This is a genomic window from Thermomonas sp. HDW16 (assembly GCF_011302915.1).
In the GTDB taxonomy this organism is placed as follows: domain Bacteria; phylum Pseudomonadota; class Gammaproteobacteria; order Xanthomonadales; family Xanthomonadaceae; genus Thermomonas.
Window position 1 is genome coordinate 1,315,786 of the sequence record NZ_CP049872.1, and the last position, 24,550, is coordinate 1,340,335.

General features: G+C 65.0%; 21 protein-coding genes, 1 tRNA gene and 2 pseudogenes. 17 read left to right on the forward strand and 7 right to left on the reverse strand.

Annotated elements, in window-relative coordinates:
* Positions 1-19: 19 nt before the first annotated feature.
* Positions 20-802, reverse strand: a complete 783-nt coding sequence (locus G7079_RS06065) for an enoyl-CoA hydratase-related protein (RefSeq protein WP_166056460.1) — start codon at positions 800-802, stop codon at positions 20-22.
* A 221-nt stretch (positions 803-1,023) separates the two neighbouring features.
* Here G7079_RS06065 and G7079_RS06070 point away from each other — a divergent pair, with 221 nt between their 5' ends.
* The 4 genes and pseudogenes from G7079_RS06070 (at position 1,024) to arsC (ending at position 3,929) form a co-directional block, all read left to right on the forward strand.
* A complete protein-coding gene (locus G7079_RS06070) occupies positions 1,024-1,749 on the forward strand; it encodes an FKBP-type peptidyl-prolyl cis-trans isomerase N-terminal domain-containing protein (RefSeq protein ID WP_166056461.1) in 726 nt (241 codons plus the stop codon).
* 69 nt (positions 1,750-1,818) lie between these two features.
* Positions 1,819-2,636: pseudogene (locus tag G7079_RS06075) on the forward strand (CoA pyrophosphatase).
* A pseudogene (locus G7079_RS06080) lies at positions 2,636-3,498 on the forward strand (sulfurtransferase). Before G7079_RS06075 ends, G7079_RS06080 begins: the two co-directional pseudogenes overlap by 1 nt.
* A gap of 8 nt (positions 3,499-3,506) precedes the next feature.
* Complete coding sequence (gene arsC / locus G7079_RS06085) at positions 3,507-3,929, forward strand: arsenate reductase (glutaredoxin) (RefSeq protein ID WP_166057855.1); 423 nt, start codon at positions 3,507-3,509, stop codon at positions 3,927-3,929.
* Between the two features lie 14 nt (positions 3,930-3,943).
* On the opposite strand, the gene G7079_RS06090 is transcribed toward arsC, so the two are convergent.
* Positions 3,944-4,702 carry an enoyl-CoA hydratase/isomerase family protein gene (locus G7079_RS06090; protein WP_166056462.1) on the reverse strand — a complete coding sequence of 253 codons (759 nt, stop codon included), beginning with the start codon at positions 4,700-4,702 and terminating at the stop codon, positions 3,944-3,946.
* 38 nt (positions 4,703-4,740) lie between these two features.
* On the opposite strand from G7079_RS06090, the gene G7079_RS06095 reads away from it, so the two are divergent.
* Positions 4,741-5,169, forward strand: coding sequence for a copper chaperone PCu(A)C (locus G7079_RS06095; RefSeq protein WP_166056463.1), 429 nt, complete (start codon positions 4,741-4,743; stop codon positions 5,167-5,169).
* Positions 5,170-5,192: 23 nt separating this feature from the next.
* Here G7079_RS06095 and G7079_RS06100 read toward each other — a convergent pair whose 3' ends face one another.
* Complete coding sequence (locus G7079_RS06100) at positions 5,193-5,621, reverse strand: thioesterase family protein (RefSeq protein ID WP_166056464.1); 429 nt, start codon at positions 5,619-5,621, stop codon at positions 5,193-5,195.
* Positions 5,618-8,512, reverse strand: a complete 2,895-nt coding sequence (gene uvrA, locus G7079_RS06105; RefSeq protein WP_166056465.1) for an excinuclease ABC subunit UvrA — start codon at positions 8,510-8,512, stop codon at positions 5,618-5,620. The genes G7079_RS06100 and uvrA overlap by 4 nt, the downstream gene beginning before the upstream one ends.
* Before the next feature lie 377 nt (positions 8,513-8,889).
* Between uvrA and rplU the strand changes: the two genes are divergently transcribed.
* From rplU to obgE, 3 genes are all read left to right on the forward strand, one after another.
* On the forward strand, positions 8,890-9,207 hold the full coding sequence (gene rplU / locus G7079_RS06110) for a 50S ribosomal protein L21 (protein ID WP_166056466.1): 318 nt from the start codon (positions 8,890-8,892) through the stop codon (positions 9,205-9,207).
* A 12-nt stretch (positions 9,208-9,219) separates the two neighbouring features.
* Positions 9,220-9,480 carry a 50S ribosomal protein L27 gene (gene rpmA, locus G7079_RS06115; protein WP_166056467.1) on the forward strand — a complete coding sequence of 87 codons (261 nt, stop codon included), beginning with the start codon at positions 9,220-9,222 and terminating at the stop codon, positions 9,478-9,480.
* A gap of 102 nt (positions 9,481-9,582) precedes the next feature.
* The gene (gene obgE, locus G7079_RS06120; protein ID WP_166056468.1) at positions 9,583-10,677 is read left to right on the forward strand and encodes a GTPase ObgE; all 1,095 of its coding nucleotides are present in this window, start codon (positions 9,583-9,585) and stop codon (positions 10,675-10,677) included.
* Positions 10,678-10,777: 100 nt separating this feature from the next.
* Here obgE and rpsT read toward each other — a convergent pair whose 3' ends face one another.
* Positions 10,778-11,047, reverse strand: a complete 270-nt coding sequence (gene rpsT / locus G7079_RS06125) for a 30S ribosomal protein S20 (RefSeq protein ID WP_139717516.1) — start codon at positions 11,045-11,047, stop codon at positions 10,778-10,780.
* A 194-nt stretch (positions 11,048-11,241) separates the two neighbouring features.
* Between rpsT and murJ the strand changes: the two genes are divergently transcribed.
* From murJ to radA, 9 genes are all read left to right on the forward strand, one after another.
* On the forward strand, positions 11,242-12,831 hold the full coding sequence (murJ, locus tag G7079_RS06130) for a murein biosynthesis integral membrane protein MurJ (protein ID WP_166057856.1): 1,590 nt from the start codon (positions 11,242-11,244) through the stop codon (positions 12,829-12,831).
* A 43-nt stretch (positions 12,832-12,874) separates the two neighbouring features.
* The gene (locus tag G7079_RS06135; RefSeq protein ID WP_166056469.1) at positions 12,875-13,828 is read left to right on the forward strand and encodes a bifunctional riboflavin kinase/FAD synthetase; all 954 of its coding nucleotides are present in this window, start codon (positions 12,875-12,877) and stop codon (positions 13,826-13,828) included.
* Positions 13,829-13,887: 59 nt separating this feature from the next.
* Positions 13,888-16,677, forward strand: a complete 2,790-nt coding sequence (ileS, locus tag G7079_RS06140; protein WP_240906270.1) for an isoleucine--tRNA ligase — start codon at positions 13,888-13,890, stop codon at positions 16,675-16,677.
* On the forward strand, positions 16,677-17,180 hold the full coding sequence (gene lspA / locus G7079_RS06145; protein WP_166056471.1) for a signal peptidase II: 504 nt from the start codon (positions 16,677-16,679) through the stop codon (positions 17,178-17,180). Before ileS ends, lspA begins: the two co-directional genes overlap by 1 nt.
* A gap of 7 nt (positions 17,181-17,187) precedes the next feature.
* Positions 17,188-18,141, forward strand: a complete 954-nt coding sequence (gene ispH / locus G7079_RS06150) for a 4-hydroxy-3-methylbut-2-enyl diphosphate reductase (protein ID WP_166056472.1) — start codon at positions 17,188-17,190, stop codon at positions 18,139-18,141.
* Between the two features lie 302 nt (positions 18,142-18,443).
* Positions 18,444-18,821: a helix-turn-helix transcriptional regulator gene (locus tag G7079_RS06155; protein ID WP_255453194.1), complete on the forward strand. Its 378-nt coding sequence runs from the start codon at positions 18,444-18,446 to the stop codon at positions 18,819-18,821.
* Between the two features lie 58 nt (positions 18,822-18,879).
* Positions 18,880-18,955: transfer RNA gene (locus tag G7079_RS06160), tRNA-Thr, on the forward strand.
* A 6-nt stretch (positions 18,956-18,961) separates the two neighbouring features.
* Positions 18,962-20,368: a PQQ-dependent sugar dehydrogenase gene (locus G7079_RS06165; RefSeq protein WP_206203254.1), complete on the forward strand. Its 1,407-nt coding sequence runs from the start codon at positions 18,962-18,964 to the stop codon at positions 20,366-20,368.
* A gap of 66 nt (positions 20,369-20,434) precedes the next feature.
* Positions 20,435-21,823 (forward strand): DNA repair protein RadA, encoded by a 1,389-nt coding sequence (gene radA, locus G7079_RS06170; RefSeq protein WP_166056474.1) that lies wholly within the window; start codon positions 20,435-20,437, stop codon positions 21,821-21,823.
* Positions 21,824-21,832: 9 nt separating this feature from the next.
* On the opposite strand, the gene G7079_RS06175 is transcribed toward radA, so the two are convergent.
* Entirely contained in the window at positions 21,833-22,810 is a 978-nt protein-coding gene (locus tag G7079_RS06175; RefSeq protein ID WP_166056475.1) for a zinc-binding dehydrogenase, read from the reverse strand.
* A gap of 28 nt (positions 22,811-22,838) precedes the next feature.
* Positions 22,839-24,431: a DHA2 family efflux MFS transporter permease subunit gene (locus tag G7079_RS06180; RefSeq protein WP_166056476.1), complete on the reverse strand. Its 1,593-nt coding sequence runs from the start codon at positions 24,429-24,431 to the stop codon at positions 22,839-22,841.
* Between the last annotated feature and the right edge of the window lie 119 nt (positions 24,432-24,550).

The window sequence follows — 24,550 nt, forward strand, 5'->3', positions numbered from 1 at the left end:
TGCGGGCAGGGCGCCGACATCAACGTCCGTTGAACGCCGGCTTGCGTTTTTCGAGGAAGGCGGAGGTGCCTTCGCGCATGTCCTCGGTGGAGAACACCAGGCCGAACTGCGCGGATTCGTATTCCAGGCCTTCCTCGACCCCGCATTCGCCGCCGATGTTCACGCAATCCAGCGCGCCGCGCAGGGCCAGCGGTGCGGAGGAGGCGAGTTGCTGCGCAAGCTTCATGGTCTCGGCCTCGAGGTCAGCGACCGGTACGACGCGGTTGACGATGCCCAGCTGCAAGGCACGCTCGGCAGTGATCGGCGCGCCGGTCAGGCACAGTTCCAGCGTGGCCGCGCGCCCGCACAGGCGCAGCAGCCGTTGGGTGCCGCCGAAGCCGGGGATCAGGCCCAGGTTGATTTCCGGCTGGCCGACCTTCGCGGTATCCGCGGCGATGCGCAGGTGGCAACACATCGCCAGTTCCAGCCCGCCGCCAAGCGCAAAGCCATTGACCATCGCGATCACCGGCTTCGGCAGCTTTTCCACACGCCGCATCATGCGGGTGCCGCGCAGGGAGAAGTCGCGGCCCTGCACAGGGGTGAGGGTGTTCATCTCGGCGATGTCGGCACCGGCCACGAAGGCCTTGTGGCCGCTGCCGGTCAGCACCACCACACGGACGTTTGCGTCGCGGGCGGCATCGGTGAAGGCGGCATCCAGCGCATCCAGGGTGGCGGCGTTCAGGGCGTTCAGCTTGTCGGGGCGGTTCACGCGGATCGTGCGGATGCCGTCGGCATCGTCGATCAGCAGCAGGGAGTCGGTCATGCGGCCTCGCGGTAGGGCAGATGAAAAAGGGGCGGTCGGCGTTGAACTTCCATCGCGACCACGGGTCGGACGGGGTGCCTCAGTGGCGGTTAAGCGCTGCGGTCGTTATCCTAACGTGTCAATCCGGGTGGTTCGACCGGGGCGATGAAAGCGCCACGCGGCTCCGGTCGCGGCGGACTCCAGGGCGGCGCAGCCGCCCCAAATTTTGAGCGAGGTTGTAGATGAAGTTGCGAGTGCTTGCTGCCAGTGTGGCGGCCCTGACCCTGACCGCCGGCATCGCCTCGGCGCAGACCAAGCCGGCCGCGCCGGCGCCGGCCAAGCCCGCTGCCTCGACGGCTGCCTCGGCCTCGGTCGACAAGACCCATGCGAGCTACGCCTTCGGCTGGTCGCTGGGCCAGGAACTGGTCAATTCCGGCGAACCGGTCGATATCGCCTCCGTGGTGCGCGGCGTGCAGGATGCCTATGCCAAGAAGCAGCCGGCCTACACCGAGCAGCAGCTGGGCACGGCCTATTCCGGCTTCCAGCAGCACGTGCAGAAGAAGATGGAAGACGCCTTCAAGAAGGCGCTGACCGACAACCAGGCGCAGTCCGCCAAGTTCATCACCGACTACAAGGCCCAGCAGGGCGTGGTGACGTTGCCGAGCGGGATCATGTACCGCATCGCCAAGCCCGGTACCGGCGCCAAGGTCACCGCCAACAGCCAGGTGCAGATCGCCCTGCGCAGCTTCCTGGCGGCGGTCGGTGTGCCGCTCAGCGGCGTGCAGACGCCGGCGGCGTTCAAGGTCTCTGATGCACCGATCCCCGCGTTGAAGGAAACCCTGCCGCTGATGCAGCAGGGCGCGGTGTGGGAAGTGGTGGTGCCGCCAGGCAAGGGCGTCGGCGACCAGAACCAGCAGTTCGCGCAACAGGCCGTCGCCATTCAGATCGAACTGGGCAGCGTCAAGTAATCGCCCCATTGTGTTCGCGTTTCCACGATGCGCCGGTTTTGCCGGCGCATCGCGTTTTACGGTAATGACATGACTTACCCGTTTCGTGCCGTGCTGAGTCCCTGCATCGGCATTTGTACTGTCGACGATGACGGCTTGTGCGCCGGCTGCCATCGTACCGGCGACGAGATCGCGGCTTGGCCGTTGATGAACGACGATGTCCGCCTGCGGCTGATGGAAGAGGTGTTGCCAGGCCGACAGGCGCAGCGGGGTGTTGCCTGATGCCGGTGACGGCGCTTGCCGACTCGTTGCGCCGGGCGACGCATCCGCTGGACGTGCCGCCCGCCGGCGAACCGTGGAACCTGGGCGAGCTTGAAGGCCTGCTGTCGCCTGGCGAGCCCAAATCCGCCGCAGTGCTGGTGGGGGTGGTGGCCCATCCCGAAACGCCCAGCGTGCTGTTGACCCGCCGCCACGACGGTTTGCGCCACCATGCGGGCCAGGTGAGCTTCCCCGGTGGCAGGATCGAGGCTTACGACCGCAGTCCGGCCGCCGCCGCCCTGCGCGAGGCGCACGAGGAAGTCGGGCTTGCGGCCGCGCAGGTCATGCCGCTGGGTTACCTAGACCCAATGCTGACCATCACCGGTTTTCGGGTCCAGCCGGTACTCGCGCTGATCGATTCCGGTTTCGTGCCGATACCGGAACCAGGTGAGGTGGCCGAAACATTCGAAGTCCCGCTCGACCTGTTGCTGGATCCGGCCAGGCTGGAGAGGATCGAGATTCAATTCGGCGGACGGCCGCGTCACGTGCTCCAATACCGTTATGACCAGCAGCGGATCTGGGGTGTGACTGCCTCGATCCTGTTCAATCTCCGCGAGCGTCTCGCGTTCGCCACCCACGGGAGGAACTGATGGCTGGATGGACAACCTTGGTGCAGGCCGAAACGCTTGCGATCGGCTTGAATCGACCGGACCTGGTGATCATCGATTGCCGGTTCTCGCTGCTCGACCCGAGTGCAGGCGAGCATGCCTACCTCACCTCGCATTTGCCGGGCGCGGTTTATGCACACCTCGAACGTGACCTGTCCGAAATGTCGCCGCATGGCGAGGGCCGACACCCTTGGCCGCCTGTGGACGTCTTCATCACCAAAGTGGCGCGATGGGGTATTGGGCCAACGACGCAAGTGATCGTCTACGACGATGGCGATGGTGCATATGCCGCGCGCCTGTGGTTCCTGCTGCGCATGCTGGGGCATGAAAAGGTTGCGGTGCTCGATGGTGGCTGGGCGCGCTGGACATCACTCGGATTGCCGGTTTCGTCGTCCCCCCCACGACGGCAGCGCAGTTCCGTGCACAGTACGACGCAACGCAGCTGAGGTTCGATGCCTCGCGCCTGCTTGGGGGCGAAGCAGTCGAAGCGCATTTGCAACAGGGTGGGATGCTGGTCGATGCCCGCAGTGCAGCCCGCTTCCGTGGTGACGAAGAGCCGCTTGACCGCATCGCTGGCCACGTGCCGGGCGCGGTCAACTGGCCGTACTCCGAAAACCTCATCGCCGGCCGCTTCAAGGCACCGATGCAGTTGGCCGACGAATATCGAGCCTTGCTCGGCGAACGCGCCCCGGATCAAGTGGTAGTGATGTGCGGTTCCGGCGTGACGGCCTGCCACAATCTGCTGGCGATGGAGCGCGCCGGCCTGAAGGGTGCCAGGCTTTACACAGGCTCATGGAGTGGCTGGATCAGCGATCCGTCGCGACCGGTGGCGGTGGGCGCATGAGCGAAGACATGCGCGTCGAGATCTGGCACAACCCGGCCTGCGGCACATCTCGCAATGCACTGGCGCTGATTCGCCATGCCGGCATCGAACCGGACATTGTCGAATACCTGCAGGCAACGCCGGACAAGGCGCGGTTGCGAGAGGCGATCAGCGCGGCCGGCCTGTCCGTGCGCGAAGCGATCCGCAGCAAGCAGCCGGAATACCTGGCGCTGGGTCTGGACGATGAATCGTTGTCGGACGAGGCCTTGCTCGATGCGATGGTTGCCACCCCGATCCTGATCAACCGTCCGTTCGTGTTCAGTCCGTTGGGCGTGCGCCTGTGCCGGCCGGATTCCTCGATGGTGCTGGACATCCTGCCGCCCTGCGACAAACCGTTCACCAAGGAAGACGGCGGCGTGGTGATCGACGAACGCGGCAACCGCGTTCGCTGATTCGACTCGCTGGATTACTTGCCGATGCGCGCCAGCATCGCGCGCAATCCTGCCTGCGTATCCGGTTCCATCCACGCGGCCACGAAGCGGGGCAGGTCGATGCGTTCCGCGCGCAGGCAATCGACTGCGTCCGCGCGCGCGATGCGACGGGTCTCCAGCATCGGCTTGCGCGGCAGTTGCAGCAGTTCCTCCACCCACACGCGGGCGCGGGTGGCGACATCGTCGATGCCGGTGAGTTCGTCCACCAGGCCGATGCGCAATGCCTCGGACGCATCCGGCATCGCGCCGGCGACCAGCAGGCGTTCCGAGCGATGCCGGCCGACCACGCGCGCCATCAGCGACTGGATGCCTTCCGGCGCCGCCAACCCGACCTGGGTTTCATTGAGGCCGATCCGGTACGGGCCTTCGGCCATCACCCGGTAATCGCAGCACAGCGCCAGCACGCAGCCGCCGGCAGGCGCGTGCCCGGCCAACGCTGCGGCCACCGGTACCGGGCAATTCAACAGTGCGCGCGCGGCATCGAAGAATGCCGTCCAGGCCTCCTGCAAGGCGGCCTGGTCATCGCCCAGCGACAGCAGATGGGGCACGTCGAGACCGGCGGAAAACACCTTGGGGCCGCCCGACAGGACGATGCCCTGCGCGCCGTTGGCCAGTGCGGCCGCCAAGGCCGCCGCGAGTTCGTTGCACAGCGCCGGGTTCAGCGCATTGACCGGCGCGCGCGCCAGTCGCAACTCGGTGACATGGCCGTGGACGATGGTTTCGATCAGAGACATGGGCGCTTCCAATGCGGGGCAGCCGGTATCATAGGCGCATGAACATCCGCATCGCCTTGTTGCTGTTATGCCTGCCGCTGTCCGCCTGCGCCCGCGACTGCGCGCCGCAGGTCAAGGATGGCTGGATCCGCTTGCTGCCGGGCGGCATGCCGATGCAGGCCGGCTTCGCCCGCATCGACAACCATTGCGCGATGCCGGCCACGATCGTCTCGGCCAGCAGCCCCGCTTACGGCAGCGTCGAATTGCACGAATCCAGGCTGGTCGATGGCATCAATCGCATGCGCGAGGTGCCCGAACTGCGCATCGCGCCGGATGGCGCGGCCGTGCTGAAGCCGGGTGGCCTGCACCTGATGCTGATGCAGCCGAAGGCCACGTTGAAGCCGGGCAGCCGTGTCGCCATCGAATTCGGGTTGAAGGACGGCCGCAAGTTGCTTGGCGAGTTCGAGGTGCGAAAGCCTGCGCCTTGAGTCGCTTCGCGCGCTTGGCGTCGTCAGGCCGCGGGTGTTTCCAGCAGCAATTCGGATGCGCGGCGTACGCCGGCCGGTAGCGGCGTCGGCTTGCTGCTGTGGCGGTCGATCCACACCGCCACCACGCTGCCGTCGCAGTGCAGCCCACCGTCGGCATCGACGATGCGATGGCCGATCACCACGCTGCTGTTGCCCAGCTTCTCGGTGAACAGTTCGACGAACACCTCGGCCGGGTATTCGATCGGGCGCTTGAAGTTCAGCGTGGCCGAGGCGACCACCGGTGCGGAATCCTCGGTCACCCATGGCTCGCCGATGGTCTCGAACCACTCGATGCGCGCCTGTTCCAGGAAGGTCAGGTAGCGCGAATTGTTGACGTGGTTGAACGCATCCATGTCGCTCCAGCGCAACGGGATGGGCGTGCGAAACACGCCGATTGAAGCGGGCTTGCTCATGCGGTTTTCTTCCGGCTCTTCTTGGCAGGTGCCGAGCGTGCCGCGTTTTTTTCGAGCAAAGGCGCAAGGAAGCGGCCGGTATGCGAGGCGGGGTTCGCGGCCACGTCTTCCGGCGTGCCCTGGGCGATGATCATGCCGCCGCGATGGCCGCCTTCGGGGCCGAGGTCTACCACCCAGTCCGCGGTCTTGATCACGTCCAGGTTGTGTTCGATCACGACGATGGTGTTGCCGTCGTCGCGCAGCTTGTGCAGTACGGCCAGCAGGTGCTCGATGTCGTGGAAGTGCAGGCCGGTGGTCGGTTCGTCGAGGATGTACAGCGTGCGTCCGGTATCGCGGCGCGACAGTTCCTTCGACAGCTTCACGCGCTGCGCCTCGCCGCCGGACAGCGTAGTCGCGCTCTGGCCCAGCTTGATGTAGCTCAGGCCCACGTCCATCAGCGTTTCCAGCTTGCGGGCGATGCTCGGCACCGGCTGGAACAGTTCCAGCGCGTCTTCCACGGTCATTTCAAGCACGTCGCGGATGCTATGGCCCTTGTAGAGGATCTCCAGCGTCTCGCGGTTGTAGCGCTTGCCGCCGCAGACGTCGCAGGGCACGTACACGTCCGGCAGGAAGTGCATCTCGACCTTGATAAGGCCATCGCCCTGGCAGGCTTCGCAACGGCCGCCGCGCACGTTGAAACTGAAGCGTCCCGGCGCATAGCCGCGTGCGCGCGATTCCGGCACCTGCGCGAACAGTTCGCGCAGCGGCGTGAACAAGCCGGTGTAGGTTGCGGGATTCGAACGCGGCGTGCGCCCGATCGGCGATTGGTCGATATCGACCACCTTGTCGAACAGGTCGATGCCGGTGACTTCGCGATAGGGCGATGGCGTATGCGAAGCGCCGTTGATCTCGTTCGCGGCCAGCGAATACAAGGTGTCGTTGATCAGGGTCGACTTGCCGGAACCGGACACGCCGGTGATCGCGGTGAACAGGCCCGAGGGGATGTCGAGGTCGACGTCCTTCAGGTTGTTGCCGCTCGCGCCCTTGAGCTTGAGCATCAGCTTGCGATTGGGCGGGTTGCGATGCACCGGCACATCGATCTTCTTCTTGCCGGACAGGTAATGGCCGGTGACCGAGCGCGGTGCCTTCAGCACGTCCGCAAGCGTGCCCTGCGCGACCACTTCGCCGCCGTGCACGCCGGCACCGGGGCCGATGTCGACGATGTAGTCGGCCAGGCGGATCGCGTCTTCGTCGTGTTCGACCACGATCACCGTATTGCCGAGGTCGCGCAGGCGGGTGAGGGTGCCGAGCAGGCGTTCGTTGTCGCGCTGGTGCAGGCCGATGCTGGGTTCGTCCAGCACGTACATCACGCCGACCAGCCCCGCGCCGATTTGCGATGCAAGCCTGATGCGTTGCGCTTCGCCGCCGGACAGCGAGTCCGCCTTGCGTTCCAAAGTGAGGTAATCGAGGCCGACATCGACCAGGAAGCCCAGCCGTTCGCGGATTTCCTTGACGATCTTGATCGCGATCTCGCCGCGCCAGCCCGGCAGCGCCAGCTTGTCGAAGAACGCCAGCGAGGCATCGATCGGCAACATCGCGATCTCGGGCAGCGGCTTGTCGGCCACGAACACGTTGCGCGCGGCGCGGTTCAGGCGTGCGCCACCGCATTCGGTGCAGGGGCGTTCGCTGATGTACTTGGTCAGTTCCTCGCGCACCGCGGCGGATTCGGTTTCGCGGTAGCGGCGTTCCAGGTTCGGCAGGATGCCTTCGAAGGTGTGCTTGCGCTGGTACTTGTTGCCGTTCTCGCCGACATAGACCAGGTTGATGATTTCCTTGCCGCTGCCGTGCAGGACGATGTCGCGGATCTTCTCCGGCAGGGTTTGCCAGACCGCATCCACGTCGAACTTGTAGTGCTTCGCCAGCGACGTGATCATCGAGAAGTAATAGGCGTTGCGCCGATCCCAGCCGCGCATCGCGCCCGCGGACAGCGACAGTTCCGGATGCGCTACCACCCGCGCAGGATCGAAGAACTGCGACACGCCCAGGCCGTCGCAGGTCGGGCAGGCGCCTGCCGGGGAGTTGAACGAGAACAGCCGCGGCTCCAGCTCCGGCAGCGAGTAGTCGCAGACCGGGCAGGAGTATTTCGACGAGAACAGCAGCGGCTCGCGTTCGGCATCGTCCATCGATTGCACGATGGCCATGCCATCACCCAGCTTGAGCGCGGTTTCGAAGGATTCGGCCAGGCGCTGCTTGATCTCCGCGCGCGGCTTGAAGCGGTCGATGACGGCTTCGATGGTGTGCTTCTGGCGCAGCGCCAGCGTCGGCAGCGCATCGATCTCGTAGACGTGGCCATCGACGCGCAGGCGCGTGTAACCCTGTGCGCGCAATTGCTCGAATACCTGCTGGTGCTCGCCCTTGCGCTCGCGCACGACCGGCGACAGCAGCATCCAGCGTTGTTCGCCAAGGACGGCATCGCCTTCCATCGCCAGCACCGCATCGACCATCTGGCTGACGGTCTGCGCCTCCAGCGGGAAGTGGTGGTCCGGGCAGCGCGGGCTGCCCACGCGCGCGTACAACAGGCGCAGGTAGTCGTGGATCTCGGTGATGGTGCCGACGGTGGAGCGGGGGTTGTGGCTGGTCGATTTTTGTTCGATGGAGATCGCCGGCGACAGGCCTTCGATATGGTCCACATCGGGCTTGTCCATCACGCTCAGGAACTGGCGCGCGTAAGCGGACAGCGATTCGACGTAGCGGCGCTGGCCCTCGGCGTAGATCGTGTCGAACGCCAGCGAGGACTTGCCGGACCCGGACAGGCCGGTGATCACGATCAGCTTCTCGCGCGGAAGGTCGAGGTCGATGTTCTTGAGGTTGTGCGTCCGTGCGCCGCGAATGCGGATGTAGTCCAGCGCCATCGTGGGTCTGTCCTGCGTGTGGGGGATGGCCGCCGCGGAACGAAGGCCAATCGGGAAGCGTAACGAGCCACTGATTTGGGGGCAAATCGGTGGATTGCCAGTTTTCGATAAGAGCGTCTCCCGGAATGCGACGCATGGGCGCCGTGCGTCTGGGGAGGGCTTCGCCGCCTTGGTCCAGTCGTCCAGGACTGATGCGGCGGGAGCGGCGGGGTCACCCCCATCGCCCAAGGCGCGATCCGAGACCCCCCAGTTGACCGTAACCCGCTGAATCCCCTACAATTCCGCTTCTGTCCGCCCTCGATGGCAGGCAGCGTGTCGGAATTAACGACCGACATGACCAAGAAGAACTACAGAAACCACAGTTAGGAATCGCAACCATGTACGCAGTTTTGGTCACTGGCGGTAAGCAATACCGCGTGATGCAGGGCGAAAAGCTCCGCGTCGAGAAGCTCGAAGTCGAAGTCGACAGCGAGATCAAGTTCGACAACATCCTGATGCTCGGCGACGCCGACGGCATCAAGCTGGGCGACGCGCTGAAGGGCGCAACCGTTGCCGCCAAGGTCGTGAGCCACGGCCGTGCCGACAAGGTCCGCATCGTCAAGTTCCGCCGCCGCAAGCACCATCGCAAGCAGATGGGCCACCGGCAGTACTACACCGAAATCGAGATCACCGGCATCGCCGGTGGCAGCAAGTAAGGAGACGCAGTCATGGCACATAAAAAGGGCGTAGGCTCCTCGCGCAACGGCCGCGACTCCAACCCGAAGTATCTGGGCGTCAAGATCTACGGCGGCCAGGCCATCGAGGCCGGCAACATCATCATTCGCCAGCGTGGCACCCAGTTCCACCCGGGCATGGGCGTCGGCCTCGGCCGCGACCACACCCTGTTCGCGCTGGTCGACGGCAAGGTCGAGTTCTCGACCAAGGGCCCGAAAAAGCGCCGCACGGTCAGCATCGTCGCCGCGGAGTAATTCGCACGCGATGCACCGCGAAGGGCCCCGCTTCGGCGGGGTTTTTCGTTTCTGCAACACACGCTTCGCACACACTTCACCGAACACGGCACAATCACAAGCATGAAACTCGTCGACGAAGCTGAAATCACCGTCACCGCCGGCAATGGCGGCAATGGCTGCATCGCGTTCCGACGCGAGAAATTCATCCCGCTTGGCGGCCCCAATGGTGGCGACGGCGGCAACGGCGGCGACGTCTGGCTGCAGGCCGACGAAAACCTCAACACCCTGGTCGATTTCCGCCACGAGACGCGCTTCAAGGCGCAGCGTGGCGAGAACGGCATGGGCAGCCAGATGTACGGCAAGGCCGGCGACGACAAGATCATCCTGGTGCCGGTCGGTACCGTGATCCACAACGTCGATACCGACGAAATCATCGGCGATATGACCGAGCACGGCCAACGCCTGTTGGTGGCCAAGGGCGGGCAGGGCGGCCTTGGCAACATGCATTTCAAGAGTTCGATCAACCGCACGCCGCGCCGGGCCACGCCTGGCACCGAGGGCGAGACCCGCGTGCTGCGGCTGGAATTGAAGTTGCTGGCCGATGTCGGCTTGCTCGGTTTCCCCAACGCGGGCAAATCCACTTTTATTCGTGCGGTCTCGGCGGCAACGCCCAAGGTCGCCGACTATCCGTTCACCACCCTGTATCCGAACCTGGGCGTGGTCAGCGTCGAAGTCGGCCGCAGCTTCGTGATCGCCGACATCCCGGGCCTGATCGAAGGCGCTGCGGACGGTGCGGGCCTCGGCAGCCTGTTCTTGCGCCACGTGCAGCGCACCCGCCTGCTGCTGCACCTGGTGGACATCGCGCCGATGGATTACGAAGGTTCCGGCCTGCTGTCGCCGGCCGAGCAGGTGCGCGCGATCGAGAACGAACTGCGCAAGTACGATCCCGCGATGCTGGAGAAGCCGCGCTGGCTGGTGCTGAACAAGGCCGACCTGATGTTCGAGGACGAGGCGAAGGCCGCTGCCGAGGCCATCGTTGCCGAACTGGATTGGAAAGAGCCCTGGTACATCACCTCGGCGATCAGTCGCGAAGGCACCCGCCCGATCATGCTGGCGGTGCAGACCTTCTTCGACCGCCTGCGCGAGGATGAGCTCGAAGCTGCTGCAGATCAGGCTGCCGCGAATGAAGCGGCGAGCGTGCGCAACGATGCCTGAGGTTTTCTCGCGGGCAACAAAAAACCCGGCCGCGGCCGGGTTCGGACGCCCAACAAAAAACCCGGCCTGCGCCGGGTTTTTCGCGAAAGGTGCGGAAGGCTTAAGCGGCCTTCAGCGCCTTGATGCGCGCGGTCAGGCGAGCCTTGTGACGGGCAGCCTTGTTCTTGTGGATCAGGCCGCGGGCGGCGAAGCGATCCAGCAGCGGCTGCGCGGTGACGAATGCGGCAGTAGCGGCTTCGGCATCGTTGGCGTCGAGCGCCTTGATCACCTTCTTGACGGCGGTACGCAGCATGGAGCGCTGGGCGACGTTGCGTTCGTTGCGCACGACGGTCTGCTTGGCGCGCTTCTTGGCGGACTTGATATTGGCCACGAGGAAAATCCTGGAAAGTCTGTTGGGGCTGAAAGAATCGGCCGCCGGCAGAATTGCCCACGGACGAAAGGATCGGGAAGACTCAAAATTATGGACGATTCAATGGCTTGGGTCAACAAGCCCCGGTTTTCGGCGTCCGGCTGGGCGGGGCTGGCATGAGCGGCGGTCCGATGCCGGCCAAGCCCGGCCGCAGCATGACCCGCGGAGTGCTGTCCTTTGGCGGCATGACCATGGTCAGCCGGGTGTTCGGCTTGGTGCGCGACCAGGTGTTCAACACCACTTTCGGCACCAACTGGATGACCGACGCCTTCTGGGTGGCGTTCCGCATCCCCAATTTCATGCGCCGGCTGTTCGCCGAAGGGTCGTTCTCCACCGCCTTCGTGCCGGTGTTCACCGAGATCAAGGAAAAGCGCGGCCACGACGACCTCAAGGCACTGATGGGCCGTACCGCCGGTACCCTGGGCGGGGTGCTGTTGCTGGTCAGCGCGCTGGGCATGATCTTCGCGCCGCAGCTGGCCGCCGCCTTCACCCAGGCGGATCCCGCGCCCGGCCAGAACCAGCTGATCACGGACCTGCTGCGGCTGACCTTCCCGTTCCTGATGTGTGTTTCGCTGACCGCATTGGCGGCCGGGGCGCTGAACAGTTTCCAGCGTTTCGGCTGGCCGGCATTCACCCCGATCATCCTCAACCTGTGCATGATCGCCGGCGCCCTGTGGGGCTCGAAATTCACCGATCCGCCGATCCTGGCGATGGGCTGGGCGATCTTCGCCGCCGGCATCCTGCAACTGCTGTTCCAGCTGCCGCAGCTGGCCCGGCTCGACCTGCTGGCGCTGCCACGCTGGGGCTGGAACCACCCGGACGTGCGCAAGGTGATGCGGCTGATGGTGCCGACCCTGCTCGGCTCCTCGGTGGCACAGGTCAACCTGCTGTTCGACACGTTCATCGCCGCCATGCTGGTACATGGCTCGCAGAGCTGGCTGTCCACCGCGGATCGTTTCCTGGAGTTCCCGCTGGGCGTGTTCGGCATCGCGCTGGGCACAGTGATCCTGCCCACGCTGGCCAAGCACCACGTCAATACCGACCGCGCCGGCTTCTCGAAATCGCTGGACTGGGGCCTGCGCACCACGCTGGTCATCATCGTCCCGGCGATGCTGGGCTTGATGCTGCTGGCACTGCCGCTGGTCTCGACCATCTTCCAGTACGGCAAGTTCACCGCCGAAGCCGCGAAGATGACCGCCTTGTCCGTGTTCGGCCTCAGTTTTGGCCTGCCTGCCTTCGCCCTGGTCAAGACCGTGCTGCCGGCGTTCTATGCACGCCAGGACACCAGGACACCGGTGCGCGCCGGGCTGGTGGCGATGGTCGCCAACATGGTGTTCAACGTCGGCCTGCTGGCGCTGCTGTACATGCTGTGGGTGCCCGATGCGGCCAAGGCCGATGGCGTGATGGCGACCCTGGCGCGGGTGCCGGGTCTGCATTTCGCCCTCGGCATCGCCAGCGCCTTGTCGAGTTATCTCAATCTGGTGCTGCTGTGGCGCTGGCTGCGCAAGGCGAACGTGTTCGACCTGCAGCCGGGCTGGACGCGTTTCCTGATGCGGATGCTGGTGGCGAACGCGGTGATGGCGGCGGCGTTGCTGGCCGGCCTGCAGCTGGCACCGGATTTCACCGTGGTCGACAAATGGCAGCGCATCGGCTGGCTGGCCACGCTGGTCTTCGGCGGTGCGGCGGTCTACGGGATTTCGATGCTGCTGCTTGGCTTCCGCCCGCGCGACTTCCGCGAGCACTGATGACGGCCCGGATGCTGCACCGCAGCTATACTGCGGATTCGTTATGAAGCACCTGTTCCGCGACGCCGAAGGCCGGGCCCTGAGCCCGCAGGGCAGCGTGGTCTGCATCGGCGCCTTCGACGGCCTGCACCTGGGTCATCGCGCGCTGGTCGGCCGCGCCGTGTCGCGTGCGCGTGCGTCGGGTCTGCCGGCGGTGGCGCTGAGTTTCGAGCCGCTGCCGCGCGAGTTCTTTGCGCGCGATGCCAAGCCGCCGCGGCTGATGCTGCCGCGCGCCAAGCTGGAAGGCCTCTACGACCTCGGTTGCGACAGCGTCGGCCTGCTGCGTTTCAACGCCAGGCTCGCGTCGATGCCAGCCGAGGACTTCGTGCGCGACGTGCTGGTCAAGCGCCTGTCCGCGCGCGAGGTTTGGGTGGGCCCGGAGTTCCACTTCGGCAAGGGCCGTACCGGCGATCTCGCACTGCTGAAGAAAATGGGCGCGGAGCTGGGCTTTACGGCGCACGAAATCGAGCCCGTGCAGCTGGACGGCGAGCGCGTCTCCAGCACCCGCATCCGAACCGCGTTGACCGCTGGTGATTTCGAAACCGCGTCACGCCTGCTCGGCAGGCCTTACGCCATCGGTGGGCATGTGGTTCACGGCAAACAACTCGGCCGCACCCTCGGCTTCCCGACTGCGAACCTGCGCTATGGCGGCAAGACGCCGGCCCTGCGCGGCATCTATGCCACCTGGGTGCATGGCGTGGCCGCGCATCCGTGGCCCTCGGTGTCCAGCTTCGGTACGCGTCCCACGGTGGACGGCATCGAACCATTGCTGGAAGCGCATCTGTTCGATTTCGAAGGCGACCTGTACGGCCGCCGCATCGAAGTCGAATTCGTCGCGCACCTGCGCGACGAAGAAAAATTCCCCGACTTGCCATCCCTGGTTGCGCAGATGCAGCGCGACGATGAGCAAGCGCGGGCCATCCTCAATATCCAAGCACCGCAGCGAGCCTCCGCGTGACCGACAAGCAAGAAAACCCGTACAAGGCGACCATCCTGCTGCCGGAGACCGCGTTCCCGATGCGCGGCGACCTGCCCAAGCGCGAGCCCGCCACACTGGAACGCTGGGAAAGCGAAGGCCTGTACGCGCAGATTCGTGGTGTCGCCAAGGGCCGCCCGCAGTTCGTGCTGCACGATGGCCCGCCGTACGCCAACGGCGCGATCCACCTGGGCCATGCGGTCAACAAGATCCTCAAGGACATCATCGTCAAGTCGAAGACGCTGGCCGGTTTCGACGCGCCGTACATCCCGGGTTGGGACTGCCATGGCCTGCCGATCGAGATCGCCATCGAGAAGAAGTGGGGCAAGGTCGGCGTCAAGCTGGATGCGGTCGAATTCCGGCAAAAGTGCCGTGAATACGCCAACGAGCAGATCGATGTGCAGCGTCGCGATTTCAAGCGCCTTGGCGTGCTCGGCGATTGGGACAACCCGTACCGCACGCTGGATTTCAAGTTCGAAGCCGACGAGATCCGCGCGCTGGCGAAGGTGGTCGAGAACGGCCACCTGCTGCGTGGCGTGAAGCCGGTGTACTGGTGCTTCGATTGCGGTTCCGCGTTGGCCGAGGCGGAGATCGAATACCAGGACAAGACCTCGCCGGCGGTGGACGTGGCCTATGCCGCGCGCAACCCGCAGGCATTGAGCCGCGCATTCGGCAGCGAGCTGCCCGAGGGCGTGGAAGTGGCGGTGCCGATCTGGACCACCACGCCATGGACGCTGCCTGCATCCTTGGCGATCTCGCTGGGCCCGCAACTGGATTACGTGCTGGCCGAAGGCCCGACCAAGGCCGACGGCACCCGCCGCTGGCTGGTGCTGGCCGAGGCATTGGCCGAGAAAGCGCTCAAGCGTTATGGCGTGGACGAAGTCGTCATCCTCGGCCACGTGCAGGGCGAAAAACTCGAGGGCATGCAGTTCGCGCATCCGTTCTACGACGAGCGCGACATCCCGATCCTGCTGGGCGACCATGTCAGCGCCGAAGACGGCACCGGCGCCGTGCACACCGCGCCCGGCCACGGCCAGGAAGACTTCGCGGTGTCGCAGAAGTACGGCCTGATCGACAAGTATTCCGCAGCGCAGCTCAACCCGGTCGATGGCCGCGGCGTGTACCTGCCTTCGACGCCGCCTGCGGGCGACACCGAACTCGCCGGCATGCATGTGTGGAAAGCCAACGAGGCGATCCCGGAAGTGCTGCGCGGCAGGGACGCATTGCTCGCATTTTCCAAGCTCAGCCACAGCTACCCGCATTGCTGGCGACACAAGACACCGGTGGCGTTCCGCGCCACGCCGCAGTGGTTCATCTCGATGGAGCAGGCGCACCTGCGCCGTGACGCATTGGCCGCCATCGAAACCGTGACGTGGTATCCCGGCTGGGGCCAGGCGCGCATCGCCGGCATGGTCGCCGATCGCCCGGACTGGACGATCTCGCGCCAGCGCACCTGGGGCGTGCCGATCGCCTTGTTCGTGCATCGCGAAACCGGTGAGCCGCATCCGCGCAGTGTCGAGCTGATGCGCCAGGTCGCCGACCGCGTCGAGCAGGGCGGCGTGGACGTCTGGTATTCGCTGGATGCCGCCGAGCTGCTGGGCGATGAGGCTGCGCAGTACGACAAGATCACCGACATCCTCGATGTCTGGTTCGATTCCGGCGTGACCCACGAAGCGGTGTTGCTGCCGCGCGGTCTCGGCAAGCCGGCCGACCTGTACCTGGAAGGTTCCGACCAGCATCGCGGCTGGTTCCAGAGTTCGCTGCTCACCGGCGTGGCCATCGACAAGGCCGCGCCGTACCGGCAATGCCTGACCCACGGCTTCACCGTGGACGAGCACGGCCGCAAGATGTCGAAGTCGCTGGGTAACGGCATCGAGCCGCAGGACATCATGAAGACGCTGGGCGCGGACATCCTGCGCCTGTGGATCGCCAGTGCCGACTACAGCAACGAGATGTCGCTGTCGCAGGAGATCCTCAAGCGTAATGCGGACGCCTACCGTCGCATCCGCAACACCGCGCGCTTCCTGCTCGGCAACCTGCACGGCTTCGATCCCGCCCGCGACCTGCTGCCGCTGGACGAGATGGTGGCGCTGGATCGGTGGATCGTGCATCGCGCCTGGCAGGTGCAGGAAGAGATCGCCAAGGCTTATGCGGATTACGATTTCGCCGCGGTGGTGCAGGCGCTGATGAATTTCTGCAGCGTGGATCTTGGTTCGTTGTATCTCGATGTCACCAAGGATCGCCTGTACACCATGCGCGAGGATTCGCGCGGCCGTCGCAGCGCGCAATCGGCGATGTATCGCATCGCCGAGGCTTTCGTACGCTGGATCGCGCCGGTGCTGAGCTTCACCGCCGATGAAATGTGGCAGCAGTTGCCGGGTGAGCGTGCAGCCAATGTGCTGTTCGCGACCTGGTACGAGGGCCTGGCGCCGTTGGCGGACGATGCCGCGTTGTCGGCAACCGACATGGACGGTTTGCTCGCGCTGCGCGAGCAGGTGTCCAAGGTGCTGGAGCCGATGCGCGCCGCCGGCGAGATCGGTGCCGCACTCGATGCGGAGATCGAACTGCGTTGCGGCGTTGCCGAGCAGAACCGGCTGGCTCCGTTGGCCGACGAATTGCGCTTCCTGTTCATCAGCGGCGACGTGAGCGTGGTCCCGGATGCGGCTGCGAAGGGTGTGGTCGGGGTGTTTGCGCAGCCGACGACGAAGGTGAAGTGCGTGCGTTGCTGGCAGCGCCGCGAAGATGTCGGTAGCGATGCGCGCCATCCGGACTTGTGCATGCGCTGCGTGTCCAATATCGAAGGACCGGGCGAAGACCGGAAGTGGTTCTGATGACGGCATCCGTAAAACCCAATGCACTGCCCTGGTTGCTGGTTTCGCTGCTGGTGCTGGTGCTGGATCAGTGGACCAAGGCCTGGGTGTTGTCGGCCTTGCCGGAATACACCGCCGTGCCGGTGATCGACGGCTTCTGGAACTGGTACCGCACCTACAACACCGGCGCGGCCTTCAGCTTCCTGGCCGATGCCGGCGGCTGGCAGAAGTATTTCTTCATGCTGCTGGCATTCGGCATCAGCGGCTTGATGGCATGGATGCTGTCGCGCACCGCGCGCCGCGACTGGAAGCAGGCGCTGCCGCTGGCGCTGGTGATCGGCGGCGCGATCGGCAACGTCATCGACCGTTTCGCGCATGGACACGTGGTCGACTTCATCCAGTGGCATGTCGGTGACCATTACTGGCCGGCGTTCAACATCGCCGATTGCGCGGTGGTCGGTGGCGCCATCGGTATTGCCTTGTTCGGTCTGCTCACCGGCAAGTCGAAAACGAAGGGCGGATAATCAGGCCATGGATGTCTTGCTCGCCAATCCGCGTGGTTTCTGTGCCGGCGTCGACCGCGCCATCGAGATCGTCAAGCGCGCCATCGAAACCCTGGGTGCGCCGATCTACGTGCGCCACGAAGTCGTGCACAACAAATTCGTAGTCGACGACCTGAAGGCGCGCGGCGCGATCTTCGTCGAGGAACTGGACGAAGTGCCCGATGGCAACACGGTGATCTTCAGCGCGCATGGTGTCTCGCAGGCCGTGCGCCGCGAAGCTGAACGGCGTGGCCTGAAGGTATTCGATGCGACCTGCCCGTTGGTGACCAAGGTGCATCTGGAAGTGGCGCGGCAATGCCGCAACGGCCGCGACATGGTGTTGATCGGCCACGCCGGGCATCCGGAAGTCGAAGGCACGATGGGCCAATGGAGCCGCGAGGGTGGGGTGGGCACGATCCATCTGGTCGAAGACATCGACGACGTTGCCACAATCGAGATCGCACAGCCCGAAAACTGCACGTTCACCACCCAGACCACGCTGAGCGTGGACGATACTCGCGACATCATCGCGGCGCTCAAGGCGAAATTTCCGGCGATCCAGGGGCCGAAAAACGACGACATCTGCTACGCCACCCAGAACCGTCAGGACGCCGTGCGTGAGCTGGTGGGCGAGGGCTGCGACGCGGTGCTGGTGGTCGGTTCACCCAATTCCTCCAACTCCAACCGCCTGCGCGAGCTGGCCGAACGCGAAGGTGCAGCGGCCTGGCTGATCGATGGCGCCGAGGAGATCGATCCGGCCTGGATCGCGGGCAAATCGCGGATTGGCGTGACGGCAGGTGCTTCAGCGCCGGACGTGCTGGTGCGCGGGGTGCTGGAGCGTCTGCAGGAGCTCGGGGCTGCCAGCGTGCGCGAACTGCATGGCGAGCCGGAGTCCATGGTGTTCGCCTTGCCCAAGGAACTGCGCCTGCGGCTGGTCGATTGATGCGCGAACGCCACGCATCGGTGTGGCGTTCGGTTCAGCAGAGAGCGGGGCGACCAGGAAGAGCGGCGCATGGCGCCATCGACGAGGTATTCCGGCGCCCCGGGGGAGGAGCGGGCAACGTCCATGTCGCCCGTGTCTTGAATGCTGCCAGATCGGATCTTTTTTGCGATGACAGGATTGCTGTCGTAGCCTCATATTCTTCTTATTTCTATTGGATTTCAGGTGAAAATGACAGCTGCCAAGTGCATAATGATGCCAGTTTTAATGGCCGCCAGTGATTTTGTCGCGGGGGTCTTATGAAGATGCAGGAACGGATCAGGCGAGCACGTCGCAAGGCCGGCTTGTCGCAGGCGGCATTGGCTGAGCTGGTGAAAGTCCAACGCAGCGCGGTCTCCAACTGGGAGTCCGCGACCCAGGTGCTGCCCACCATGCAGAACTTGGTGGCGATCGCCCGTACTTGTCGAGTGTCGATCGAATGGCTGGGTACCGGCCGCGGAGGCATGGCGCTTGATCCGGAGGCGCAGGCCGATATCCCCGCAGCGGATGCAGAACTTGTTGATGCGCATGAGGAGCGCGAGCTGCTGGCGGCCTATCGCAATCTGCCGCGCCGCTCCCAGCACCTTGTCATGGAATTGACCCAAGCGCTGCAAGCCGGCCGGCGCAAAACGAAGTCCGCATAAACCGCTCCCCAAGCATTTGCTGGAACACGGGCCCTGCAGCGGCTAGAATTGCGCCCACGCCGGAATAGCTCAGTTGGTAGAGCACGTCATTCGTAATGATGGGGTCGTAGGTTCGATTCCTATTTCCGGCACCAATTGCAATGCCGCAAAACCCCGCGTTCTACGCGGGGTTTTGCTTTTTTGCGGCGGTTGGCTCTGGCATTCTGCGGTGCATGCAGATACGTAGCCTCGGTCGGTCGAAGTTCATCGTTGCCTCCTTGGTTGCATTCTTGCTGGCCTGGCATTGTCTGTCTGCGTCTGCAACTGGGCAGAGGCCAGCGCAACAGGTGCCCAATACCTGCGATGGTTATCCGCGCCTGCAGATCGGCATGGCGGAGGGTTTTTGCGCGGGGCTGGTGGTCGCGCCTGTCGGAGGCAAGCGTCGATTGCAACTGCCGCGTTCGTTGGTGCAGCTCGATGACGACACATGGTTGATCGCCGATCTTGGCGGCTGGGGCACCGCGAGAGGCGCGATTTGGAAATTGCGGGTCAAGTCCGATGCTGGCGTGGAGATTGCGCGGCTGATTGCTGGCCTGAATGTGCCCCACGCCTTGGCGATCGGTGCCGACGGCAAGGCATATGTGGGTGAAATGAGCCGTATCTTCCGCTTCGATCCGCGTGCCCGGATTCCGGCCGACACCATCGAGACCATGGTTTCCGGCTTGCCGGACAACCGCTTGCATGAGAACCGGCATCCATTGTCCAAGTTCGTATTCATGCCGGACGGTGCACTGCTGGTGAACATCGGTGCACCTTCCGATCAGTGCCTGGATACCTCCGGCAATGCCAGGGAAAACTCGTGTCCTGAAAGTGAAGCCGGCGAATACACCGCCAGCCTGCGTCGCTATGCGCCGGATGGCGGTGGCGGCTGGAGCCGCGATTACACGGTGCTTGCGAAGGGGTTGCGGAATTCCGTTGCACTGGCGGTACATCGCTCTGGTACGGTGTTGCAAGGCGAGAACAGCTACGACTTCACGACACGCTGGTTCCCGTTTGACGAGGTCAACCTGATTCGCGCTGGGCGTCACTATGGCTGGCCGTATTGCGCCGGTGTCGCCACGCCGACGCCAGGCTGGAAAGGGCGCCGCGCAATGGCCTGCGGTTCCCGAGCGCATACGGCGCCCGTATTGCTGTTGCCGCCACACGCCGCGCCGCTGGACATGTTGTGGTACGAGGGCGTGATGTTCCCGCAGCTGCAAGGGACGTTGCTGATGAGCTGGCACGGTTATCGCTCCGTGGGAGGTCGCGTTGTTGCCTTTGCCACCGATGAAATGGGTGTTCCCGTTGCGGGGCGTGATGCGCGCTATCCGATATACGGCGGGCAACCTCGACGTTACGGAGCTTCGCCGTCCGCTGATGCTTTTATATTGACGCCAGGATGGGGCAGGGCGGCGGGCAAACGTCCGCAAGGCTCGCCGGTCGGTCTTGCCGTGGCGAATGACGGGGCGATATGGGTGACGGACGATCGGGCTGGCCAGGTCATCCGGATAGCGGTGGATCGGCCCTGATGCCCGATCTTACGAGTCGAGACGCAGCGCAAGTACAGTAGCCGCTCGCGACTATCGAACATCTCCATGGCCAAGCCTCCATCCAAGACCAAGACCGCCTACGTCTGCACCGAATGCGGTGCCGATTACCCCAAGTGGCAGGGGCAGTGCGATGCCTGCGGGGGATGGAACACATTGTCGGAAATCGTGCTTGAGTCCGCGGCGCAAGCGGCATCGCCGGCATCCCGCCGCAGCGGTTGGGCGGGCAAGGTCGATGCGCCGAAGGTGACCGCGCTGACCGACGTGCGCATAGATGCACAGGCGCGCGTGTCCACCGGCATCGGTGAGTTCGACCGCGTGCTCGGCGGTGGCCTCGCGGAAGGCGCGGTGGTGCTGGTCGGCGGCGATCCCGGCATCGGCAAATCGACGTTGTTGCTGCAGGCGCTTGCCTTGATGGCGACGAAACTGCCCGGCCTGTACGTGACTGGCGAGGAGTCCCTCGCTCAGGTCGCCGGGCGCGGGCAGCGCCTTGGGTTGCCACTTGCGGGCGTGCAGGCGCTGGCGGAAACCTGCGTCGAGCGCATCCTCGAGCATGCGGTGGCGGTGAAGCCGAAAATCATCGTCGCCGATTCGATCCAGACGCTGTGGACGGACACGCTGAGCGCTGCGCCAGGTTCGGTCAGCCAGGTGCGCGAGGCCGCCGCGCGATTGGTGCGCTATGCCAAGGAAACCGGCACCGCCGTATTCCTGGTCGGTCATGTCACGAAAGAGGGTGGCATCGCCGGCCCGCGCGTGCTCGAACACATGGTGGATGCCGTGCTGTATTTCGAGGGCGATTCCGGCAGCCGTTTCCGCGTGCTGCGCGCGTTCAAGAACCGCTTCGGCGCGGTCAACGAATTGGGCGTGTTCGCGATGGGCGACAAGGGCCTGCGCGAAGTGCCGAATCCTTCCGCGATCTTCCTGTCCGGCGCCAGCGCGCCGCAGCCCGGCAGCTGCGTGATGGTCACGCGCGAAGGTACGCGGCCGCTGCTGGTGGAAGTGCAGGCGCTGGTGGATGCCTCGCCGTTGTCGAATCCGCGCCGGGTGGCCGTGGGCATGGAAGGCAACCGGTTGGCGATGCTGTTGGCGGTGCTGCATCGGCATGGCGGGATCATGACCGGCGATCAGGACGTGTTCGTCAACGTGGTCGGCGGCATTCGCGTGCAGGAAACCGCTGCGGACTTGCCGGTGCTGCTGGCCGTGTTGTCCTCGCTGCGCGATGCGCCGTTGCCGGAAAAAACCATCGCGTTCGGCGAAGTCGGCCTAAGCGGCGAAATCCGCCCCGTGCCGAATGGCGAAGAGCGCTTGAACGAAGCCGCCACGCACGGCTTCAAGCGCGCCATCGTGGCCAAGGCGAATGCGCCGAAGGCCGGCAGTTACAAGGGTATGGAAGTGATCGCGGTCGAGCGCCTGTCCGAGGCGCTCGAGTACACGTAACCCACCGGCTCAGACGCGCAACAGCACCTTGCCCTTGCGCGCGGGCTGCAGGCTGGCTGCCGCCGCTTGCGCGACATCGGCCAGGTCGTAGATGCCGTCCACCGGCAATTGCAGTTGGCCGGCCAGCGTGCGCTGCAACAGTTCGCCGACCAGACGGCGCTTGTCTTCGACCGACATCGCCTGGCTGACCTTGCTGCCCCAGAAGCCTTTCACCGTGATCTGCCGGAAGATCAGGTCGCCCGGCGACAGCTGCATCGCCTCGCCGCTGAGCGCGCCGAACGACACCAGCGTGCCGCCGTCGCCGACCAGCGACAGCAGTTCGCCGCTGGGCTTGCCGCCGATCGAATCGATCGCCGCATGCACGGATGCGCTGCCGATGATCGCTCGCACCTGTTGCTTCCAGTCCGCCTGCGCAGTGGACACGGTATTGGCGATGCCGAGCGCGGCCAATTCGTCCACGCCGGAGTCGCGCCGCACCAGGTTGACGATATGCACACCGCGCGCTGCCGCCAGCATCGCCAGTGCCTTGCCGACCGCACCATTGGCGCTGTTCTGCAGGATCCACTGGCCGGGTTCGACTTGCAGGAATTCCAGCAGCATCAGCGCGCTGAGCGGCATCGCGATCAATTGCGCGGCGGCTTCATCGGCGATGCCATCCGGCATCGGGATCACCATCCGCGCTGGCGCGGTGAAATATTCGGCCCAGGTGCCGTGGCCGGAAGCAGCGGCCACGCGCTGGCCGATGGCGAAGCCTTCCACGCCTTCGCCCAGCGCATCGATGATGCCGACCGCTTCGCTGCCGCCGATCGCCGGCAGTTCCGGCTTGTAGCCGTACTGGCCGCTGACGGTCAGCAAGTCGTGGTTGTGGATCGGCGCCAGCAGCGTCTTGATCCGCACATGGCCGGGCTTGGGTTGCGGCACCGGGCCGTCGCCGGCAACAAGCACCTCGGCGGGGTTGCCGAACGTGTGGTGGATGGCGCTACGCATCGCAGGACTCCGTCGAATGGATTGGATGTCAGTGGCCGCCGGCAGCGGCGCCACCGACCTTGGCCCCGAATGGTGGCTTGGCGATCCAGACGAAGGCGATCACGCACAGGAACAGGATGCCGAGCAGGTGGAAGATTTCGTTGAAGCCGATCTGCGCGGCCTGGTTGGAAATCATCCGCTCCAGCATCGCCGCACCGCGCTGCAGGTCGCCGCCGCCGAGTTGGGCGACGGTCTGCATCGTGCTTGGATCGTAGGCGGAGACCTTTTCGGTGAGATGTGCGTGGTGCACCGCACCGCGTTCCGTCCACGCATAGGTGGTCAGCGAGGCGGCGAAGCTGCCGCCCAACGTGCGCACGAAGGTGGCCAGGCCGGAACCTGCGGCGATCTCGTGCGGTTCCAGGTCGGACAGCAGGATCTGCAGCACCGGCATGAAGAATAGCGCCACGCCCAGGCCCTGGAACAGCTGCACCAGCGCAACGTGCCGGAAGTCCACGTCCAGGTTGAAGTACGAACGCGCGAAGCTGGTGAACGCCATCGCGACGAAGGCGAAGCTGGCCAGGATGCGCAGGTCGAATTTGTTGGCGTACTTGCCCACCAGTGGCGTGAGCAGCACTGGCAGGATGCCGATCGGCGCGGTGGCGAAGCCGGCCCAGATCGCGGTGTAGCCCAGGTTGCGTTGCAGCCACAGCGGCACCAGGATGCCGACACTGAAGAACGCCGAGTAGGCCAGCACCATCGCCACGGTACCAGCGGCGAAATTGCGGTGGCGGAACAGGCGCAGGTCGACGATGGGATCCTTGTCGGTCAATTCCCAGATCACGAACACCGCCAGTGCAATCGCCGAAACGATGGCCAGCATCACGATCAGCTGCGAGTGGAACCAGTCCTCGTCATTGCCCAGGTCAAGCAGGATCTGCAACGCGCCCACGCCGATCACCAGCGTGGCCAGGCCGATGTAATCCATCTTCGGCTTTTCCAGCCGTTCCGGCCGGCCCTTCAGCTGCGAGCCCACCACCAGGCTGGCGAAGATGCCGATGGGGATATTGACGAAGAAGATCCATTCCCAGCTGTAGTTGTCGGTGATCCAGCCGCCCAGGATCGGGCCGGCGATGGGCGCGACCACGGTGACCATCGCCAGCAATGCGATGGCTTGCCCGCGTCGTGCAGGCGGATAGATCGACAGCAGCAACGCTTGCGTGATCGGATACATCGGTCCGGCCACGAAGCCTTGCAGCGCGCGCGCCAGCACCAGCAAGCCCATGCTGTTGGCGATGCCGCACAGGAACGAGGCGATCACGAAGGCCAGCGTCGACCACACGAACAATTTGCGCTCGCCGAAACGCCGCGCCAGCCAGCCGGTCAGCGGCAGCGCGATCGCCGTGCTCACCGCGAACGAAGTGATCACCCAGGTCGCCTGGTTGGCGCTGCCGCCCAGGTTGCCGGAGATGGTCGGCAGCGAGACGTTGGCGATGGTGGTGTCGAGCACCTGCATGAAGCTGGCCAGCGCCAGCCCCAGCGTGGTCAGGGCGACATTCGGCGGACGGAAGTCGGCCGGATTCGCGGCAGCCTGCGGGGCAGGCGGCAGGCCGGGGGCGTCCTCGGTGTTCGCGGTGGTGGACATCGGGCTGCGGTCTCAGGAAAGGTGCAGGAGCGGCAGCGCGGTGGCTGCCGGCGACAGTGGGAGCGTTCCGGACGAGGGGAGGGATCGGGAACGCTGCGCCGCCTGCGCGACTCCTGCGT

What these genes read in the sequence shown, in the direction of transcription:
- G7079_RS06065 (WP_166056460.1), bottom strand. Translation starts at nt 802, where the DNA reads ATGACCGACTCCCTGCTGCTGATCGACGATGCCGACGGCATCCGCACG.
- G7079_RS06070 (WP_166056461.1), top strand. Translation starts at nt 1,024, where the DNA reads ATGAAGTTGCGAGTGCTTGCTGCCAGTGTGGCGGCCCTGACCCTGACC.
- arsC (WP_166057855.1), top strand. Translation starts at nt 3,507, where the DNA reads ATGCGCGTCGAGATCTGGCACAACCCGGCCTGCGGCACATCTCGCAAT.
- G7079_RS06090 (WP_166056462.1), bottom strand. Translation starts at nt 4,702, where the DNA reads ATGTCTCTGATCGAAACCATCGTCCACGGCCATGTCACCGAGTTGCGA.
- G7079_RS06095 (WP_166056463.1), top strand. Translation starts at nt 4,741, where the DNA reads ATGAACATCCGCATCGCCTTGTTGCTGTTATGCCTGCCGCTGTCCGCC.
- G7079_RS06100 (WP_166056464.1), bottom strand. Translation starts at nt 5,621, where the DNA reads ATGAGCAAGCCCGCTTCAATCGGCGTGTTTCGCACGCCCATCCCGTTG.
- uvrA (WP_166056465.1), bottom strand. Translation starts at nt 8,512, where the DNA reads ATGGCGCTGGACTACATCCGCATTCGCGGCGCACGGACGCACAACCTC.
- rplU (WP_166056466.1), top strand. Translation starts at nt 8,890, where the DNA reads ATGTACGCAGTTTTGGTCACTGGCGGTAAGCAATACCGCGTGATGCAG.
- rpmA (WP_166056467.1), top strand. Translation starts at nt 9,220, where the DNA reads ATGGCACATAAAAAGGGCGTAGGCTCCTCGCGCAACGGCCGCGACTCC.
- obgE (WP_166056468.1), top strand. Translation starts at nt 9,583, where the DNA reads ATGAAACTCGTCGACGAAGCTGAAATCACCGTCACCGCCGGCAATGGC.
- murJ (WP_166057856.1), top strand. Translation starts at nt 11,242, where the DNA reads ATGACCCGCGGAGTGCTGTCCTTTGGCGGCATGACCATGGTCAGCCGG.
- G7079_RS06135 (WP_166056469.1), top strand. Translation starts at nt 12,875, where the DNA reads ATGAAGCACCTGTTCCGCGACGCCGAAGGCCGGGCCCTGAGCCCGCAG.
- ileS (WP_240906270.1), top strand. Translation starts at nt 13,888, where the DNA reads ATGCGCGGCGACCTGCCCAAGCGCGAGCCCGCCACACTGGAACGCTGG.
- lspA (WP_166056471.1), top strand. Translation starts at nt 16,677, where the DNA reads ATGACGGCATCCGTAAAACCCAATGCACTGCCCTGGTTGCTGGTTTCG.
- ispH (WP_166056472.1), top strand. Translation starts at nt 17,188, where the DNA reads ATGGATGTCTTGCTCGCCAATCCGCGTGGTTTCTGTGCCGGCGTCGAC.
- G7079_RS06155 (WP_255453194.1), top strand. Translation starts at nt 18,444, where the DNA reads ATGCAGGAACGGATCAGGCGAGCACGTCGCAAGGCCGGCTTGTCGCAG.
- G7079_RS06165 (WP_206203254.1), top strand. Translation starts at nt 18,962, where the DNA reads ATGCCGCAAAACCCCGCGTTCTACGCGGGGTTTTGCTTTTTTGCGGCG.
- radA (WP_166056474.1), top strand. Translation starts at nt 20,435, where the DNA reads ATGGCCAAGCCTCCATCCAAGACCAAGACCGCCTACGTCTGCACCGAA.
- G7079_RS06175 (WP_166056475.1), bottom strand. Translation starts at nt 22,810, where the DNA reads ATGCGTAGCGCCATCCACCACACGTTCGGCAACCCCGCCGAGGTGCTT.
- G7079_RS06180 (WP_166056476.1), bottom strand. Translation starts at nt 24,431, where the DNA reads ATGTCCACCACCGCGAACACCGAGGACGCCCCCGGCCTGCCGCCTGCC.